Below are 18,054 nucleotides of genomic sequence, written 5' to 3' on the forward strand. Positions count from 1 at the left end.
TCTGAAACAGTTGGTTTGCCTACCCTGAATGATATCATGGCCGAACTTGCCAAACCGGGCCGCGACCCTCGTGAACAGTTTGAGGCATTCAGCTTTACCGAGGGGGTAAATGCCATAGGCGATTTGAAGGTAGGAATGAAACTGCCGGGTATTGTAACCAATATCACCGCCTTTGGCGCTTTTGTTGATATCGGTGTTCACCAGGATGGCCTTGTTCACCTGAGCCAGATCACTAACCGTTACATTAAAGACCCTAACGAGGTATTGAAAGTACACCAAAAGGTTGAGGTAACTGTTACGGAGGTTGATGTGAACCGTAAGCGTATTGCCCTATCCATGAAAGAGAACGACAAAAGCGAATCAAATCAGCGCCGTAACGACGACCGCCGTCCTCAGGGTAATAACAAGCCAAGCTTTAATAAAAGGGTTGAAAAAGAACCGGAAACAGATATGGCTTTGAAACTGGCTGCATTGAAGGGGAAGTTTAAGTTATAATATAAAAATCAGATGCTTTTAAAAGGCGTCATTGCGAGGTACGAAGCAATCCCAAACTATACAGAGAAGCTTTGCATAGCCGCTCTACTAATTGGGGATTGCTTCGTACCTCGCAATGACGTTTTTTATCCATAAACAAAAAATCCCCAACCATCAGGCTGGGGATTTTTATTTATATCATCTAACAGATACTTACGCTACTGTACCCTCTTTCAACTTCTCCGCATTTTCAGCAAACTGAAGCGATTCAAGGATCTCTTGCAGATCACCGTTAAGTACGCCTGGCAGGTTGTAAATAGTAAGACCAATGCGGTGCTCGGTTAAACGGCCTTGAGGATAGTTATAGGTACGTACCTTGGCCGACCTGTCGCCGGTTGATACCATGGTTTTACGTTTTTTGGATGTTTCAGCAAGGTGCTTTTGCAGCTCCATTTCATACACCCTCGAACGTAATACCTGTAAAGCTTTATCGTAGTTTTTTAATTGCGATTTTTGATCCTGGCATTGTGCAACAATACCTGTAGGAAGGTGGGTTAACCTAACGGCAGAATAGGTAGTATTTACCGACTGACCGCCCGGCCCTGAAGCACAGAACAGGTCTTTACGGATATCGCTAACCTGCAGATCGATATCAAACTCATCAACCTCGGGCAATACCACTACAGAAGCTGCAGATGTATGTACACGGCCCTGCGTTTCGGTATCGGGTACACGTTGTACGCGGTGCACGCCCGATTCATATTTAAGGGTTCCGTAAGCGTCTTCGGCGTTTACGTTAAATACGATCTCTTTATAGCCGCCGCTGGTACCTTCGGTATAGTCAACCAGTTCGGTACGCCAGCCGCGTTTTTCACAGTAACGCATATACATGCGGTAAAGGTCGCCGGCAAAAAGGGCAGCTTCATCACCACCCGTACCGCCGCGGATCTCCACAATGGCATTTTTAGAATCTTCTGGATCTTTAGGGATCAGCATCAGGCGAATTTCTTCTTCCTTTACTTCCTGCTGAGCAAGCAGTTCATCAAGTTCCATTTTGGCCATTTCGCGAAATTCTTCGTCCTTTTCGGTCGCCAGGATCTCTTTGTTGGTATCGATATTGCTCATGATGTTGCTGTAGATATGATACTCATCAACAATCTTGGCAAGGTCTTTATATTCTTTATTTAACTGGGCAAAACGCTTCATATCCTGCATTACTTCAGGATTGCTCAATTCACCTTCAACATTTTTCCAGCGCTCGTATATCAGCTCTAATTTATCTAACATATACTATAAATAATGATGCAGCTAAAACTGTTTGATATTGAACCGGCTTATGAAATATTTAACGTTTCGGGGCGGTTTACAGGCTTGCTGCAAAAAGTGCACAAAAGTACGCATTTTTTCTGTAAGAAAGATGGTTCATATCGTTACAGACCTATGCGCTAATCAGTTTATTACAATCATCAAACATTGGTAGCTTATTGAAAATGATGAGCAATGTATATTTAGCTGTTATATGAAAAAACTTGTTTATATATTAGATCTATTATTTTAATATATCTAAACCTTAAAACTATGGGCGGATTAGGCGCACCCGAAATCATTTTAATTATTGTCTCTCTTGTGAGCCTCGGATCAATAATCATTTTTCCGGTATGGGGCTATAATGCCGGTTCTAAAAGAACTATCGGCGCAATTCCAGGCTTGTTTTTAGGGTTGTTTCTTAATTTTATAGGGATAATAATTGTTTATTGCACCCCAAAGGTTGCAGATAAAAACTTTTACAACTTTCCGCCACAATCATCGGCAGACGAATTGAAAAAATTCAAGCAATTATTTGATAGCGGAGCCATAACCGAGTCGGAGTATAATGCTCAAAAATCAAGGATTTTAAAACCCAATTACGGAGGCCAATATTAAGGTTTAACGACCGCCTTTAATTAATCGGCTTTCTCAAAATATTCCAGCTTCAGCTCATGACCATCAAAAACAGCATAGGAAAATTGTGTGATCCATTCGCCAAGATTGATATAGCGGCTTTGCGGGGTTAACCGGATATCGAGCGGAATATGACGGTGGCCAAAAACAAGGTAATCGTAAAAATTAGTTTTTAGTTCTTCACGGCAAAAATTCACCAGCCACTCCTGTTCTCCCGGTTTGGGATTGTCCTTCTTTTGGTTGGTATCGCGACTGTGGCGGCTCCACTTATTGGCTATGCCTACACCAAGATTGGGATGGATCCGCGCAAACAGCCACTGGCAAAATCCGCTTCTGAAAAATCCCTTTAAAAATTTATAAAAGTTATCACCGGGGCCAAGCCCATCTCCATGGTGAATGAAGAACTTTTTACCGCCGCGCTCAATTTTTAACTCATTGCTGATAATGGTAGCGCCAAATTCCTCCACAAAATAATCAAACATCCACATGTCGTGGTTACCTTTAAACAGGTAAAGCTTTACACCTGCATCGGCAAGTTCGGCAAGTTTGCCCAGGAAACGGATATAGCCCTTGGGCACTACCGATTTGTATTCAAACCAAAAGTCAAAAACATCGCCAACCAGAAATACTTCGGCGGCGTCATGCTTAATGCTATCAAGCCAGCGCACTATCTTATCTTCGCGTTGGCGACTTGAGGCGTATGTACCTGTACCCAAATGAAAATCAGAAGCAAAATAGAGTTTGTCGCGAACCGGCATATCCGGCAAAAATACGTTTTAACCGCCAAACAGAAAAGATAAAGATTGTTACACAATAACCACAAAACAACAGCGTACCTTAGTGGTTATTCACCATACACTAAAACATTAAAATTATGGCAATCCCCGAAAATCCAAATCTTGATGACGCCCAGGAGGACAAAGATCCGGGTAACGAATTTGAGCAAAATGAAGGCCAGGATACCGGCAACGAAATAATTGACAACAGCGAACCGGATGTAGCCGGATTGAACGCCGCCAGTCGCGCATCCGAATCGTCATTTACTTTAAACTTTGAGGATGGTTATGCCCCGGCACCGGATAAAAAGGACGATGATCAGCAATCATTAAAACACTGATATACTAAACAATGAAAAAATTACTACTGCCGGCACTAATTATGGTCATTTTTGCAGGCAAAGTATCGGCACAATCTAAGGGCTTTACCGTAGCCGATTTTAAAAGCAATATAGGCAAAGTAGGTACTTTGTGCGATACTGTTTACTCATATAAAGCGGTAAGCGATACGCTTACGCTATTAAACATGGGCGCAGCCTACCCAAGGCAAAAATATACCATAGCGGTAAAGGGCAGTCAAATAAAGCTTGACCTATCCAGTATAAAAGGCAAGCATGTATGTGCAACCGGTACATTTGAACTTTTTAAAGGCCAGCCCGAAATTGTGGCCGATAAACCGGACCAGATCACGGTTAACTGATAGCTTACCAAGCATCTATAAACAGGAAAAGCAGATCATTGATCTACTTTTCCTGTTTATAATAGAATAATCTTATTCAGAGTTTTTATTAGCTTTCGGCCTTGTGCATTTAGCTTTAAATTAAAATGCTTTGTATAAGCCAAATACTACCTGTCCTTCGGTAATTGGTTGTTTGGTTACCAAACGGCCAACATTTAAAGTACGGCCCGTTGTTGTTACATTATATCCCGGTGAATTAACATAGTTGCCTTTAAGCGATAAGCCCCAGCCAGCACCCATATCAAACCTGATTGCCGCGCTGCCGCCATATGCAAAAGCGTAGCCTTTAGCACTTTCCTGGGTAATACTGCCTGTTTGTGCATCAACACCGGTAACGGTAATGGTTAACACCGGCGAAGTTTGGCTTTTGATAGCACCTGCCGATGCCCTTACATCAAACGATAAGCTGCGCCATACAAAAGTATATTGCGGGCCCACCAAAAGGTTAAAGCTGCGGTAACGTTTATCTGCCGTCACAGTACCCTGATCTGCTTTAAAATCGGTAGTATAACCTTGAGATAATATCAGGTCGTCATCATATGAAAAATTGCTTTGATCCTGGTATGAGAAGGTGTAGCCGATACCAAAATTTCTGTGGATGTAATATGCACCATCCAGTTGAAAAGTAACACCCCTGTTTGCAAAGCCCGATTTGTTGTTGCTGTAGTCTGCTTTGCTGAAATTACTGAATGGATATGATATCCCCATGCCTAAGCCTACATAAGGTTTAAGTTTTACTTTGGTTTCATCATCTTTATCGTTGGTATCCTGAGCTTTTGAAGTAAATGCCAGCAGTATTAAAAGGGCTGCTGTAAAAAAAGTAAGGGTTTGTTTCATCTTTGTTATTATGTAACTGTATTACCGTAAGTTTTGCCATTGCATACTTAGCTGCAAAGCAAACGTGTAAAAAAACGCATTATTATTGATACTTATGTGATACCAAAGCCCGGTTTCGGACTAAAAAATCACAGCAGTTACTATCTGTAAATAATTAAGGGATTAATTATTAGTTATTTGCCCTTACTTTACCGCAGTTTTTTTACGCCGCTAATATAGCCTGCAACGACCAATTAAACAGCAACCAGCCGCAAAATTAACAACTTTTAACCTTTTGAACCGTTATTGCCTTGCGTCAATGCAACTTGAATGGCTATCTTTAGTTGCCTGTAATTTAAACTACCATGACAAAAACGTTCTGTTTATTAGCATTAGCTGTTTTATTTTGCAGCTATACACATGCACAAATGACTATAAAAACACTCCCATACCCCAAAGCAAAAAAAGTTGATGTTGTTGATACCTATTTTGGTACCCAGGTGCCGGATCCTTACCGCTGGCTTGAGCATGACCATGCCGATGACACCAAGGCCTGGGTACAGGACGAAAATAAAGTAACATTCAACTATCTCGACCAGATCCCATACCGCGCCGAAATACATAAACGCCTTGAGTTTTTATGGAACTATGAAAAGTACAGCGCTCCTTTTAAGGAAGGTAAATACATCTATTTTTATAAAAATGATGGCCTGCAAAGCCAGAATGTATTGTACCGCCAGTTAGGTGATAACGGCACACCCGAAGTTTTCCTTGATCCCAATAAATTTTCCGCGGATGGCACAACCTCACTGCAGGGCATCGAGTTTACCAAAAACGGCGAGCTTGCAGCTTACCAGATCTCTGAAGGGGGCTCCGACTGGCGTAAGGTCATCGTTATTAACACCGAAGATAAAAGTGTTGTTGGCGATACGCTGAAAGATGTAAAATTCAGCGGGCTGGCATGGCACGGTACCGACGGCTTTTATTACAGCAGCTATGATAAACCAACCGAGGGCAGCCAGCTTTCGGGGATGACACAGTTTCATAAGCTTTACTATCACAAGCTCGGGACTCCACAAACCACTGATATGCTGGTCTTTGGTGGCGATAAAACACCCCGCCGTTACATAGGCGCTTACCTTACCGAAGATGAACGCTTTTTAGTCATCACCGCTGCCACCTCAACAACTGGTAATGAACTTTATATCCAGGACCTGAGCAAACCTGGTAGCCAGATCATCAACATTGTGAACAACTTTGATAATCAGCACAGCGTTTTGGATAATGTGGGGAGTAAGCTTTATATCCTCACCAACATTTACTCGCCCAATTTTAAAATTGTTACGGTTGATGCTGCCGAACCTGGCATTACCCATTGGAAAAACCTGATCCCGGAAACTAAAAATGTATTAAGCGCCACCACCGGAGGAGGGAAAATTTTTGCCGAATACTTGCAGGATGCAACTTCGCTCATCAAACAATACAATATGGAAGGCAAGCTTGAACGTACTATTCAGCTGCCATCAATCGGTTCGGCTTCGGGTTTTGGTACAAAGAAGGAAGAAAAGGTAACTTATTACACTTTTACCAATTATATCTACCCGCCTACTATTTTCAAGCTGGATATTGAAACCGGTAATTCGGTGGTCTATAAAAAATCGGGGGCAAAGTTTGATCCTGAGCAGTATGAATCAAAGCAGGTATTTTATACCTCAAAGGATAAAACTAAGGTGCCGATGATCATCACCTATAAAAAAGGGACGGTACTTAACGGGCAAAACCCAACATTGCTGTATGCTTACGGAGGTTTCGGCGTTAGCTTAACCCCGGCTTTCAGCACATCAAATATCATATTGCTTGAACATGGGGGCATTTACGCAGTACCTAACCTTCGCGGCGGTGGCGAATATGGCGAAACCTGGCACCGCAAAGGCATCAAACTAAAAAAACAAAATGTGTTTGATGATTTTATAGCCGCGGCCGAATACCTCATCAAAAATAAATATACCTCAAAGGATTACCTGGCTGTTTCGGGAGGCTCGAACGGAGGCCTGCTTATTGGCGCCATGTTAACCCAGCGCCCCGACCTGTTTAAAGTGGCTTTCCCTGCCGTAGGTGTACTGGACATGCTGAGGTATAATAAATTTACTGCCGGAGCCGGCTGGAGTTATGATTATGGCACCGCCGAAGATTCGGAGCAGATGTTTAAATATCTTTATAACTATTCGCCGTACCATGCCCTTAAACCTGGCATTTATCCGGCTACCATGGTTACCACTGCCGATCATGACGACCGCGTAGTACCTGCCCACTCCTTCAAATTTGCAGCGCGGTTACAGGAATACCAGCAGGGCGCAGCACCAACGCTTATTCGTATTGAAACCAATGCAGGTCATGGAGCAGGGCAAAGCACGGCCCAGCTTATAAACGGACAAGTTGATAAATGGGCTTTCATGTTCTGGAATATGGGTGTTAAATGGCAATGATGTAATTTGCCAATTGCATATGGTCATTTATGGTTAGCGGGCTTAAAACTAAAATATTGTGGATATATTTAATTAACTAAATCCATCACCATGATACACTTAAAAAGCCTCCGCTATTTTAGTACACCTGTGTTTCTGCTTTTGGCAATAAGTACCTTTGCGCAAAAGCCCCGGGCTCGCGATATCGGTATCCCTTTTGAAGGTATCCCCGGCAAGTACAATGCTATTACTGATGTGCAGGGCGTTGAAGTTGGTTACAGTACAATCACTTCCGGATCGGGAAAGAACATAATTGGCAAAGGGCCTGTACGTACCGGGGTTACGGCTATTTTTCCAAATGGTAAGGTTAGCCACCATCCGGTTTTTGCTAATTGGTATACCTTAAATGGCAACGGTGAAATGACAGGTACCACCTGGTTAACAGAATCGGGCTTTTTGGAAACCCCTGTCATGATCACCAATACTAACAGTGTAGGCGTAGTACGCGATGCCGTATTAAAGTGGTTTGTAAATACAAGCTGGTACGGCAACGAACAATATTGGTATACCTATCCTGTAGTAGCCGAAACTTATGACGGCGGGCTGAATGATATTTACGGTTTCCAGGTTAAAGAAAGCAACGCGTTTGATGCACTGAACAATGCTGCTTCCGGTGCTATAAAAGAGGGAAATGTAGGCGGCGGCACCGGGATGATGTGCCTGGGGTTTAAAGGCGGTACAGGTACAGCATCAAGAGTTGTTACAATAAATGATAAAACCTATACTTTAGGGGTATTAGTACAATCAAACTTTGGCAGAAAGAAGAACCTTACCATTGCGGGTGCGCCGGTTGGTCGGGAATTAAAAGACACGCTGAATTATGAATTTAAAGCCCCGCCGCAATCAAAACACCAGGAAGGCGATGGCAGTATCATTGTAATATTGGCTACAGATGCACCTTTACTGCCACATCAGTTGAAGCGGCTCGCCGAGCGGGTTGCTTTAGGCGTAGGAAAAGTAGGCGGCCGCGGAGAAAATGGTTCCGGTGATATTTTCCTTGCATTTTCAACGGCTAACCCGGATGCTTTTAGCCGAACAGGCAGTACCCGGGTTGAAATGCTTGCAAATGACCAGATCAATCCGCTGTATGAGGCTACGGTACAATCTGTTGAAGAAGCTATCATCAATGCCATGGTTGCTGCCGATACCATGGAAGGCATTAATGGCAACAAGGCTTATGCCCTGCCACATGATGCCGTAATGCGGGTGCTAAAAAAGTACAACATTGTAAAATGATTTTATAACCCACATGAAAAAACGGCTTCTATTCATCGTTATTCTGTTTTCAATTAATCAGGCCTTTGCACAGCATAAAAAGCCCGCTCTCAGCATCGTATTCATAGGTAACAGCATAACCCAGGGAGCACAACTTGCAAATCCGGCTGTTGAAGCCCCGCCCGCAACAGCCGCGGCTTATCTGCAAAAACAAAAGAACCTGGATACGGTAAGCTTCAGTAACCAGGGGCATAGCGGTTACACCACGCTTGATTTTTTGCCCGGCACCGGTACTTTTACCAAAGTTGAAGCCGCCGCCAGTGCTTTTACCAATAAGGATGCATTGCTGATATTTTCGATAAAGCTTGGCACGAATGACAGTGCTATACACGGGCCGCACGGAGCGCCTGTATCGCCCGAAGATTATCAAAAAAACTTAAAAAAAATAGTTGATAAGCTATTAGCCGATTTCCCGAAGGCGGTTATCATTTTTCAGCATCCGCTATGGTACAGCCCTAATACATACAACGGGTCAAAATATTTAGAGGAAGGCCTAAGCCGGTTGCAGAGCTATGTGCCGATGATAGATGCACTTGTAAAAGCCTACGCCGCTACAAACCCTAAACAGGTTTTTGTTGGGGATACCAAAGCGTTCGACTATTTTGAAAAAAATCATTTGACGGATCTGACCCCCGAAAATGGCAAGCAAGGCACATTTTACCTTCACCCCAATAAAAAGGGCGCAGAGGCTTTAGGCAACTTCTGGGGAATGGCTATCAACAAAATAGTGAAGCGGAATTTTAAATAAGTATTGCCTATCGCTGGGGATGTTGATTTAAAAACCATGTCATTGCGAGGAGGAACGACGAAGCAATCTCGTAGCTATGCAGATCGGACATACATTGGCTACGAGATTGCCACGCTACGCTCACAATGACATAGATTTTGTTTGTTTTTTTATGCAAATTTCATCTTCCCAACACTTGCCGTTCCCGTTGTGCGCACGCTCAAGAGGGGATTTTTAAAAATCTCTTATTTATTTAAATTAACAGCCAATAAAAAAGCGCAGGAACCTGAACAAAATTGTTTTGTTCATTCCGTTCAGTTTATCTTAACCATTAGATAAAAATATGCGCTATGTTTAATTTTATGTTAATGAAATATTTACTGCTTTACATCCCTTTAATCCTGTTCATCATATCATACGGTTATAGCCGCAGGTATTACCGATTTATCGACAATGGCCGCGCGTCCGAAATTGTGCAGGCAAACCAACGGGCAAAACAGTTCATGAATATGGCTGTATTTTCGTTTGTGACGCTTTTAATACTATTAAAACTACTTTAAGTTACGATAACATTAGCTATCGTAAAATCACTACATAGCCCGAAAGAACCTGATTATTCATCTTTGTATTTACTACATAGTAATAAGTACCGGATGGCATTTGTTTCCCCTGGTAAGTGCCGTCCCATGGTTTAGGATATCCAACAGAATGAAATAGAGGTTGCCCGTAACGGTTATAAACATCAACCGTACAGTTTTCGTAAGCGACAAGACCTTTGATCTCCCAGTAATCATTTATCCCATCCCCATTGGGGGTAAAGGTATTGCTGATGTTTATCACCGGCGAAACCTTAACTGCAACCTGGCTAAAGTTAACACAGCCGTTTGATTTATCAGTGATCTTAAGCTGGTAAGTGATATCCTGATCGCCGGTTACAACGGGATTTTTAACAGTAGTATTGTCTAAACCTGTCGCCGGAGTCCATTCGTAGGTTACATTTTCGTTGCCTACTACAGGATTTAAGGTGATGGTATGATCTTTTAAAACATATCTCGTATCTCCGGCGGCATCGGCCTGCACGGTTGGAGGCGGAACAAAGTTAATGGTGATATCATCAGTAGGTGTATGACAATCATCGGCCTGGGTTGCTCTAAGCGTTAATTTAACCGAGCCATTGGCGATATCAATAGGGTCGGGCTGAAAGGTTGGATTAAGCACATTATCCGAAGGGATAAACTTACCTAAGCCCGATGCTGAGGTCCATTTTACGGTGGTGCCTGAAAACACCTGGCCGGTTAATGCTACCATCGGATTTTGGTTACAAACATTATCAATGCTTGGCGGGCCTGCATCTGCCCCGGGGCTTGGCGCAAATGTAATGGTAACATCTTTGTGTACTGCCGCACAATCATTGCCGGTTGATGTAAGGGTTAAGGTAACCGACTTTGCAGCCCTGTCTGCAGCCGATGGAAAGTATTGTGTTGTGGGATCATCCAGCTTAGCGAAAGTTCCCCCTGCGCCGCCACTCCAGATCCCTGTCCTGCTAACACTACCTGCAAGTTGTATGAATGGCACACTAATACATTCTGAATGTGAGGGGCCTGCATCAACCATTGGGATACTGTTTACCACAACCGGTATAGGGCTTGGTTCGCCCGGGCAGCCGTTTACCACCAACGATAAATAATACGTGCCCGCATTGGCGGCTGTAGCGTTTGGAATGGTTGTGTTTGGGCTTTGAGTTTCCGATCTGTAATTATTGGGGCCTGTCCACAAATATGTCACGGTACCCGCTATGGGCTGGGTTAGCAGCACAATATCACTGCCCTCACAAACGGGGGTGTTGCTATGCCCGTCTATCTGTATTGTTTGGGGCCTTACAGTTACTGTATACTTAACGGGAGTACCCGGGCAGCCAAACGCTACAGGCGTTATGGTATAAGGAACCTGAATAGAGTTTGTTGTGGTATTAACCAGTGCTTCATTAATGGGATTTGCTGTTTGATCGGTAACCGCGGCATTGCTGATGCCGGGTACAACCGGCCTGCTCCATAAATAAGTAGCTGAAGATATATTTGATGTTAAAGTAAGCCCCAGCGGCGTATTATTGCATGCCTGGGACGTGAGCGGCAGCGTATTGGTAATTACCGCCCCCGGATTAACCGTTACCTTAAGCTGGTATGGCGCTCCCGGACAGTCATTGGTTTTAAAATTAAAAACATAAATAACATCAATAGGATCATTGGTAGTGTTGTAAAGCACCTCCTTTATGATAGGCGCGGCCTGGCCGGTTATCGTGGCATTGCTGATCCCCGTAACAGCTTCCCGGCTCCAGGTAAAGCTTGTTGCCTGAGTATTAAATTTAACCTGGTAATTGGTACTTGTACCATTGCAAACCGGGTCGGGCGGAGCGCTTGTAACAACAGGGGTGGCATTTACCTTTACTGTATATTGAAATACGGGCCCGGGGCAGCCGTTTAAATACGGTGTTATATTATAAATTACATCAATCGCGGCACCATTGGGATCGGTATTGATCAGTGTTTCGGTAATTGAGCTTGTTGTTTGTCCGGTTACCGCGGTGTTACTGATACCGGTAACGGCGGGGCGGTCCCATGAATAAGTTGTGCCGGGCTGATCGGCTGTCATGGTATAATTTAGCGCGGTACCACTACATACAACATCGTTGGCGCCGCTTGTTATTTTCGGGGCAGGCGTAACTACAACATCAACTTTGGTACGCTCACTGGTACAATCATTAACCTTAGTCTCCACATAATAACTCCTGTTGATAGTTAGCGGAGTTGTAGGGAAAGGGTTGCCCTGATGTATTGGGGTGCCTCCAACTGGCAGATTATACCAGGTATAAGTACCGGTTGAGCCGCTTGCAGTAAGTATTGCAGATTGACCCTGGCAAACTGTTGCCTTGTTATTTGTGTTAACAGTGGGTGTTGCTGGAGCGGGCACTGCCTGAACCAGTACGGGCGTACGGGCGCTGGTAATACCGCCTACAGTTGTTGCAACATAATAAGTAATGTCATTAAGTATTGGCGGAGTGGTAAATATAGGGCCGGTTTTAAGGGCTGTACCACCAGTAGCATCACTATACCAGCGGTATGTACCGCCCGGCGCGGTGGCTATGAGGGTGGCTGTACTGCCCACACAAACAGCTTTGCCTGGTGCTGTAGGCGCGGCGGGTACCGGATTGATAGTTATGGTAACTGTGCTTGATTTTGAAACGCAAGGGCCGGCAGGGTCATCTGAGGTTAACGTAAGTTTAGCTACCGTCTCGCCTGCAGCAGGAGTATAAACAGCGTTCTTCTGTGTGGGATCAGAGAATGTACCCGCCCCGCCGGTCCATTTCACTGCTGTTGTACTTGAACTGCCGGCCAACTGTATCGGAACACCCGGTGGTCGGGTTTGATTAGGCCCGGCATATATGGTGACTTTATTGTAAATAGTTATTGTACCGGTAGCAATACTTTGCGCACAACCGCTGCTCGCGGCTATAGTATTGGTTATGGTATATGTTCCCGGCTGACTGTTAGCCAGGTCTATCTCGCCGGTACTTGCATTTTTAAATTTCAAGTTACCTGATGGTTCGCTGAAAATACCGGCGCTGGCCCCTGTCTGAAATAAAGGCAGGGGATTTTTTACGTCATTACAGATCGGGCTATTATATGAAAAGCGGGCATCGGGTGTTGTTACTATAGATATGCTTTGGCTGGCTGCCCCTGCACACGTACCGCCGTAGGTGAAAATAACGGTGTATTTTCCTAATGTGCTTGCCGCTACATTGATCTCGCCGGTAGTGTTGCTTACAAAAACAAGCCCTGCAGGTGTCGACGTAAAAGTACCTCCCGCCGGATTAAAAATAGTTGGTGAAACATTGCTTCCCGAAGTACAGATAGTACCCGATGGATATCTGAACTGCGGATCAATGACTGGAGTTATCGATACTGTAAAAGCAGTACGCGCACTAATACATGAACCGTTGACCGCCTCGGCGTAAAAAGTTGTTTGAGCAAATAAAGGATCGGTGGTATAGGTATTACCTGTATACACCGGCGTACCTCCGGTGGCATCGGTATACCATCGAATAGGTTCGCCCGAAGCCGGAACGCTTAAACTGGCTGATTCACCCGGGCATATCGTTGCTGTGCCGTTTACAGCAGGTGCGGCAGGCGGTGGATTAACCTGCACTGTTACTGCAACACGCGGACTGCTACAGCCATTGGCTGTGCTTTGCACATAATAAGTTGTATTTGCAGTTAGCTCAGGTGTAACATAGGTATTGCCGGTTATCAGAAGATTACCGCCGGTTGGCTGGTCATACCATTCATAGTCATCAGGAGAGCCGGTTGCTGTAAGTGTTGCCGAAGTGCCGGAGCATGTTGGCGTCCCCGGCGCTGTAGGAACCGGGATAGCGTCAAGTACGGTTACTGTAATTGCTGATCTGTCGCTTATACATGTCCCTACAGTTGTTTGAACGTAATAAGTGGTGGTAGCTGTTAAAGCAGGGGTTGTAAAGGTATCGCCCGAAAAAATAGCATTGCCGCCGGTAGCTGCGGTAAACCACTGAAAAGTTGCGCCCTGTGCAGGAGAGGTGGCGGTTAAAGGGGTTGATGAGCCATTGCAGATCACCGGCCCATCAGGTACGATTGGAGCATCCGGTGCCTGGGTAACGGTAACGGTTACCGGGGTACGGTCGCTTGTACAGCTGCCGGTAGTATGTTCAACGTAATAGGTTGTATTGCTTGTTAAAACCGGGGTTTGAAAAGTATTGCCGATACGTATCGCGCTGCCGCCTGTTGCTGACGTATACCAGGCATAGGTACCGGTGGGTGATTGGTCGGCAGTTAAGTTAATACTGGTACCGTAACAGGTAGCCGGCGATTGTGAAGACGGGGCCGCAGGTATTGGCGTTACAGATACTGGTACTGCTATACGGTTGCTTGTACAATCACCTACCCGGTTTTGCACATAATAGGTTACCGGCGACGAGAGTACCGGTGTTGTATAATCCGGACTTGAAATTAGCGGCGTTCCTCCCGATGGCACATCATACCACTCTACTACTCCTGAGGCATCTGCGTGCAGGTTGATAGAGGCTCCCGAACAAACACTATTATTGACAGGGTTTACCACCGGAGTGGCAGGCGGGGCATTTATCCTGGCAACTACAGGAATACCTGAACTTGTACAGCCGTTAATTACAGTAAAAAGATAATAAGTAGTGTTTGCAAATAAAACAGGAGTTGTAAAAGTAGCATCATTGCTTAATGGGGTGCCTGTACCCGAAGCATTGGCATACCAGGCGTAACTATTAGCACCGGATGCTTTTAATATTGCAGGAGATCCGTAACACACTGGATCTGACTGAATACCTGGCCCGCCGGTTACATAAACAATAGCTGTACTTCTGGTGCTGGTGCAGCTGCCTACAGTTGTTTCTACATAAAAAATTGTAGCCTGGGTAATTGGGGCCGTTACATATGGATTACCGGTGAACAGGAAATTGCCGTTAGCATCATACCATTGATAGGTACCGCCCGGCGCGGTTGCCGTTAAGGTTGCCGATGTATTAGGGCAAACAGCCTGGTTACCAACCGTAGGCGGATTAGGAGATGCTACAGCAGCAACCTGAAAAGTGGTAGACTTTGGCTGGCAACCGGGAGTTTTATCGCTTACTGTAACCGTATAAGTGCCTCCCTTGTTTACATCAATAGATGCTGTGTTTTCGCCGGTGTTCCAGACATAGGTGAAAGGGCCTGTGCCACCGCTTACATTGGCAGTTAATGTTACATTTTTTCCGGAACAAATGGTACTTGATGGGGAAGATATAGTTACGTTTAGTGTACAGGTTTGACTATACCCGGCAAATGGAATGAGGATCAGCAGGAATAGTACAAGTAACGGCTTATTAATGTTCTTCATAAGTCTCTTTATACTCAATAAATGTGGCTGCAAGCGGCTCATTTTTAACGACTCCCCTTATTGAGCACAGTTTTAAGATTGGCAGATAAATACCTTATTTTATACCAACCTGGCAATGATGTGTGCCTTTATACGTAAAATACTAAAAATATGTTCGATAAAACATGAATAAAATGAACAATGGAGCCAGGCTGAAAGTATTTCTTTTACTGGTTAAAAAAATGCCCGGTTAAGAAATAACCGGGCGTCAAAACAAATTTTAATAGTGTATTTTATACAATTAGCTGAACAGCCGGGTAACCATTTCACGGTAAGCTGTATTGTATCTGGAGTGCCAGTTGGCAGACCACAACCCTTGTCCTAATCAATTAAATGAATAAGAGATCTTAAAAATCCCCCTCTTGAGAGCAGGGTTGTTGTATTCTGATTAATATGCTTTAAAAATCGCACACTCTCGCATAACGACACCAAAAAGGTAAGCGTGGACGCTTACTTGAGTAATAATTCAAGCGAAAGACGCTTGAACTCGCGACTGTAATAGCACATGATTTGACAATCCCTCCCTTGGGAGGGGCGTGTTAGGTTTGCGTGTTGGCAGGGAGGGGTTTATACACCTTTGTGACGACAAGGCATCTCGCTGAAACCCCTCCCTACACTCCCCCAGGGGTTTAAGTTTACCCACAAAATTCACCAACATGAATTTCAACACGAGGCACCTACGGAGCCGGAAAATATGTCCCTTTAGCGCTATAAACACGTGGCCCCGATGGGGGCCGGTGATGTTTATAACATAATGAATATGACTGACGTGCCAAGCTGGCTCAGAGAGGCCACGTGTTTATAGATAAAATTTAAAGATATCTTGGACTCCAGCGGAGTCTCGTGATCGTAAACTTGCTTTCCAACCACTGTTTAGCACACATTTAGATTTTGTGGGTAAACTTAAACCCAGGGGAGGGAATCGCACAAGCCCCGCTTTTTTTCCTATATTAACGGATTTAGCAATAGTCTTATAACAGGGCCACAAAATCGCGCATAGCCTGCCCGGGATCCTGTTGTTTCATGAAAGTTTCGCCGATAAGGAACCCATTAAAACCTTCCAGTTTAAGGTGACGGATAGTTTCGGGATCGCTGATGGCGCTTTCCGAGATCTTCATAAACTCGGCAGGGATGTGTTTGGCCAATTTGTATGAGGTTTCTACAGATACGGTAAAATCGGCCAGGTTACGGTTATTTACGCCGATAGCATCCAGGTTGGGGTTGATGCTGCGTTCCAGTTCTTCCAGGTTATGTACCTCAAGCAATACATTCAAGCCTATACTTTTGGCGAGCTTAGCCATGGTATCAATTTCGGCCGGGGTAAGTATGGCAGCTATCAATAAAATGATATCCGCACCTAACGACTTGGCTTCTATCACCTGGTACTCATCTATCATAAAATCCTTGCGCAAAACAGGAATGCTATTCACCGCACGGGCTTTCACAAGGTCGGCCTTGCGGCCCATGAAAAAGTTACGGTCGGTCAATACAGAAAGGGCGGAAGCGCCTGCAGCGGCGTAATCTGTTGTAACCGCGCTAACCCTCACCTTATCATTAATAATACCTTTTGATGGCGATTTACGCTTAAATTCGGCTATGATACCGGTACGTGCCGGATCAAGCAGAAATTCTTTGAACGAATATGTATCGCGGTGAAAATGTTCCGACTCTTCAAGCACGGTATACGATGTACGTTTTTTTGCCGAAGCAACTTCTCTTTTTTTATTGGCAACTATTTTATCAAGTATGGTCATAAAGCCCCCTAACCCCCTAAAGGGGGAATATTATTTAAACCGTCATTGCGAGGTACGAAGCAATCCCCTATTGGCAGAGCCGCCCTGTATAGTTTGGGATTGCTTCGTACCTCGTAATGACGCATTTTTAAATTATCTTAATTTTTCAAAGTTATCATTATTCCTTAAAACTAAGCCTTTAGCCAGTTCTGCATCATTTCCTTACCGTAATCGGTCAGGATAGATTCGGGATGGAACTGTACGCCCCGTACATCGTACTGTTTATGCTTAAGCGCCATGATGGAATTGTCGGCCTCATCAATAGCGGTAACCTGCAATGAATCGGGCAGGTCATTACCACTTACCACCCATGAGTGATAGCGCCCAACCTTGAAACTTTCGGGTAAGCCGGCAAAAAGCTCCTCTCCGCCATCGGTAACTTTTATTGGCGTTGCTATACCGTGCATAGGCTGGTTAAGGTTATACAGGCTGCCACCAAATGCTTCGGCAATAGCCTGCTGACCGAGGCATACGCCAAATATGCTTTTTGTGGGCGCGTACTTTTCTATCACATCCAACAGCAAACCAGCCTCAGACGGGATCCCAGGGCCCGGCGAAAGGATGATCTTATCAAAAGCCTCCACTTCTTCAATGGCAAACTGATCATTCCTCCAAACTTCGCACTCCAAGCCAAGCTCATTAACCAAATGCACCAGGTTGTAGGTGAAAGAATCGTAATTATCTATTATTAGGATTCGCCCCCCCCGCCCCCTAAAGGGGGTGCTTATATTTTCATTTATTGTATCCCTCTGGTCCTTGATGGGGATGTTTGCATTTTCGCTCATTTTATTTATATCTTAAAAATATTTGTCAAAATTTATTATCCACCATTGTTCCCCCTTTAGGGGGTTAGGGGGCTTACAACTCCTCCGCCAACTCAAAAGCCTTTCTTAAGGCCGAGATCTTGGTATCAACCTCCCGTAGTTCGCTTTCAGGTATGGAACCGGCCACTATACCTGCACCTGCCTGGTAATGCAGCGTATTGTTTTTGCTCAAAAATGAGCGGATCATA

16 protein-coding genes are annotated in these 18,054 nt (G+C 44.6%); 9 read left to right on the top strand and 7 right to left on the bottom strand.

The features are described from left to right. The coding region (locus VF500_RS19280) for a S1 RNA-binding domain-containing protein (RefSeq protein WP_330861240.1) at positions 1 to 495 on the top strand (495 nt) is incomplete at its 5' end. Between the two features lie 192 nt (positions 496 to 687). Here VF500_RS19280 and prfA read toward each other — a convergent pair. Next, a complete protein-coding gene (prfA, locus tag VF500_RS19285) occupies positions 688 to 1,761 on the bottom strand; it encodes a peptide chain release factor 1 (protein ID WP_330861241.1) in 1,074 nt (357 codons plus the stop codon). Between the two features lie 12 nt (positions 1,762 to 1,773). Between prfA and VF500_RS19290 the strand changes: the two genes are divergently transcribed. Next, entirely contained in the window at positions 1,774 to 1,923 is a 150-nt protein-coding gene (locus tag VF500_RS19290; RefSeq protein ID WP_330861242.1) for a hypothetical protein, read from the top strand. A 129-nt stretch (positions 1,924 to 2,052) separates the two neighbouring features. Beyond that, entirely contained in the window at positions 2,053 to 2,397 is a 345-nt protein-coding gene (locus tag VF500_RS19295) for an SHOCT domain-containing protein (RefSeq protein WP_330861243.1), read from the top strand. A gap of 20 nt (positions 2,398 to 2,417) precedes the next feature. Here the strand turns inward: VF500_RS19295 and VF500_RS19300 are convergent, their stop codons facing one another. Further along, positions 2,418 to 3,173: a UDP-2,3-diacylglucosamine diphosphatase gene (locus VF500_RS19300; RefSeq protein WP_330861244.1), complete on the bottom strand. Its 756-nt coding sequence runs from the start codon at positions 3,171 to 3,173 to the stop codon at positions 2,418 to 2,420. 116 nt (positions 3,174 to 3,289) lie between these two features. Here VF500_RS19300 and VF500_RS19305 point away from each other — a divergent pair, with 116 nt between their 5' ends. Together VF500_RS19305 and VF500_RS19310 are read left to right on the top strand one after the other, a co-directional pair. Beyond that, positions 3,290 to 3,532, top strand: a complete 243-nt coding sequence (locus tag VF500_RS19305) for a hypothetical protein (RefSeq protein WP_330861245.1) — start codon at positions 3,290 to 3,292, stop codon at positions 3,530 to 3,532. Between the two features lie 11 nt (positions 3,533 to 3,543). Continuing rightward, complete coding sequence (locus VF500_RS19310; RefSeq protein WP_330861246.1) at positions 3,544 to 3,891, top strand: hypothetical protein; 348 nt, start codon at positions 3,544 to 3,546, stop codon at positions 3,889 to 3,891. 120 nt (positions 3,892 to 4,011) lie between these two features. Here VF500_RS19310 and VF500_RS19315 read toward each other — a convergent pair whose 3' ends face one another. Continuing rightward, positions 4,012 to 4,767: a hypothetical protein gene (locus VF500_RS19315; protein ID WP_330861247.1), complete on the bottom strand. Its 756-nt coding sequence runs from the start codon at positions 4,765 to 4,767 to the stop codon at positions 4,012 to 4,014. Positions 4,768 to 5,111: 344 nt separating this feature from the next. On the opposite strand from VF500_RS19315, the gene VF500_RS19320 reads away from it, so the two are divergent. The 4 genes from VF500_RS19320 to VF500_RS19335 all read left to right on the top strand — a co-directional run bounded on the left by VF500_RS19320 (position 5,112) and on the right by VF500_RS19335 (position 9,833). Beyond that, the gene (locus VF500_RS19320) at positions 5,112 to 7,232 is read left to right on the top strand and encodes a prolyl oligopeptidase family serine peptidase (RefSeq protein ID WP_330861248.1); all 2,121 of its coding nucleotides are present in this window, start codon (positions 5,112 to 5,114) and stop codon (positions 7,230 to 7,232) included. Positions 7,233 to 7,322: 90 nt separating this feature from the next. Beyond that, positions 7,323 to 8,507 (top strand): P1 family peptidase, encoded by a 1,185-nt coding sequence (locus VF500_RS19325; protein ID WP_330861249.1) that lies wholly within the window; start codon positions 7,323 to 7,325, stop codon positions 8,505 to 8,507. Positions 8,508 to 8,520: 13 nt separating this feature from the next. Continuing rightward, the gene (locus VF500_RS19330) at positions 8,521 to 9,294 is read left to right on the top strand and encodes a GDSL-type esterase/lipase family protein (protein ID WP_330861250.1); all 774 of its coding nucleotides are present in this window, start codon (positions 8,521 to 8,523) and stop codon (positions 9,292 to 9,294) included. Positions 9,295 to 9,641: 347 nt separating this feature from the next. Further along, complete coding sequence (locus VF500_RS19335) at positions 9,642 to 9,833, top strand: hypothetical protein (protein ID WP_330861251.1); 192 nt, start codon at positions 9,642 to 9,644, stop codon at positions 9,831 to 9,833. A gap of 16 nt (positions 9,834 to 9,849) precedes the next feature. On the opposite strand, the gene VF500_RS19340 is transcribed toward VF500_RS19335, so the two are convergent. From VF500_RS19340 to VF500_RS19355, 4 genes are all read right to left on the bottom strand, one after another. After that, complete coding sequence (locus VF500_RS19340; RefSeq protein ID WP_330861252.1) at positions 9,850 to 15,210, bottom strand: PKD-like domain-containing protein; 5,361 nt, start codon at positions 15,208 to 15,210, stop codon at positions 9,850 to 9,852. A 1,010-nt stretch (positions 15,211 to 16,220) separates the two neighbouring features. Continuing rightward, positions 16,221 to 17,003 (bottom strand): indole-3-glycerol phosphate synthase TrpC, encoded by a 783-nt coding sequence (trpC, locus tag VF500_RS19345; protein ID WP_330861253.1) that lies wholly within the window; start codon positions 17,001 to 17,003, stop codon positions 16,221 to 16,223. A gap of 170 nt (positions 17,004 to 17,173) precedes the next feature. Next, entirely contained in the window at positions 17,174 to 17,827 is a 654-nt protein-coding gene (locus VF500_RS19350; protein WP_330861254.1) for an aminodeoxychorismate/anthranilate synthase component II, read from the bottom strand. 73 nt (positions 17,828 to 17,900) lie between these two features. Next, positions 17,901 to 18,054, bottom strand: a 154-nt coding sequence (locus VF500_RS19355) for a chorismate-binding protein (RefSeq protein WP_330861255.1), incomplete at its 5' end; no start/stop codon positions are given.

Source organism: Mucilaginibacter sp., from assembly GCF_036383575.1.
GTDB lineage: Bacteria > Bacteroidota > Bacteroidia > Sphingobacteriales > Sphingobacteriaceae > Mucilaginibacter.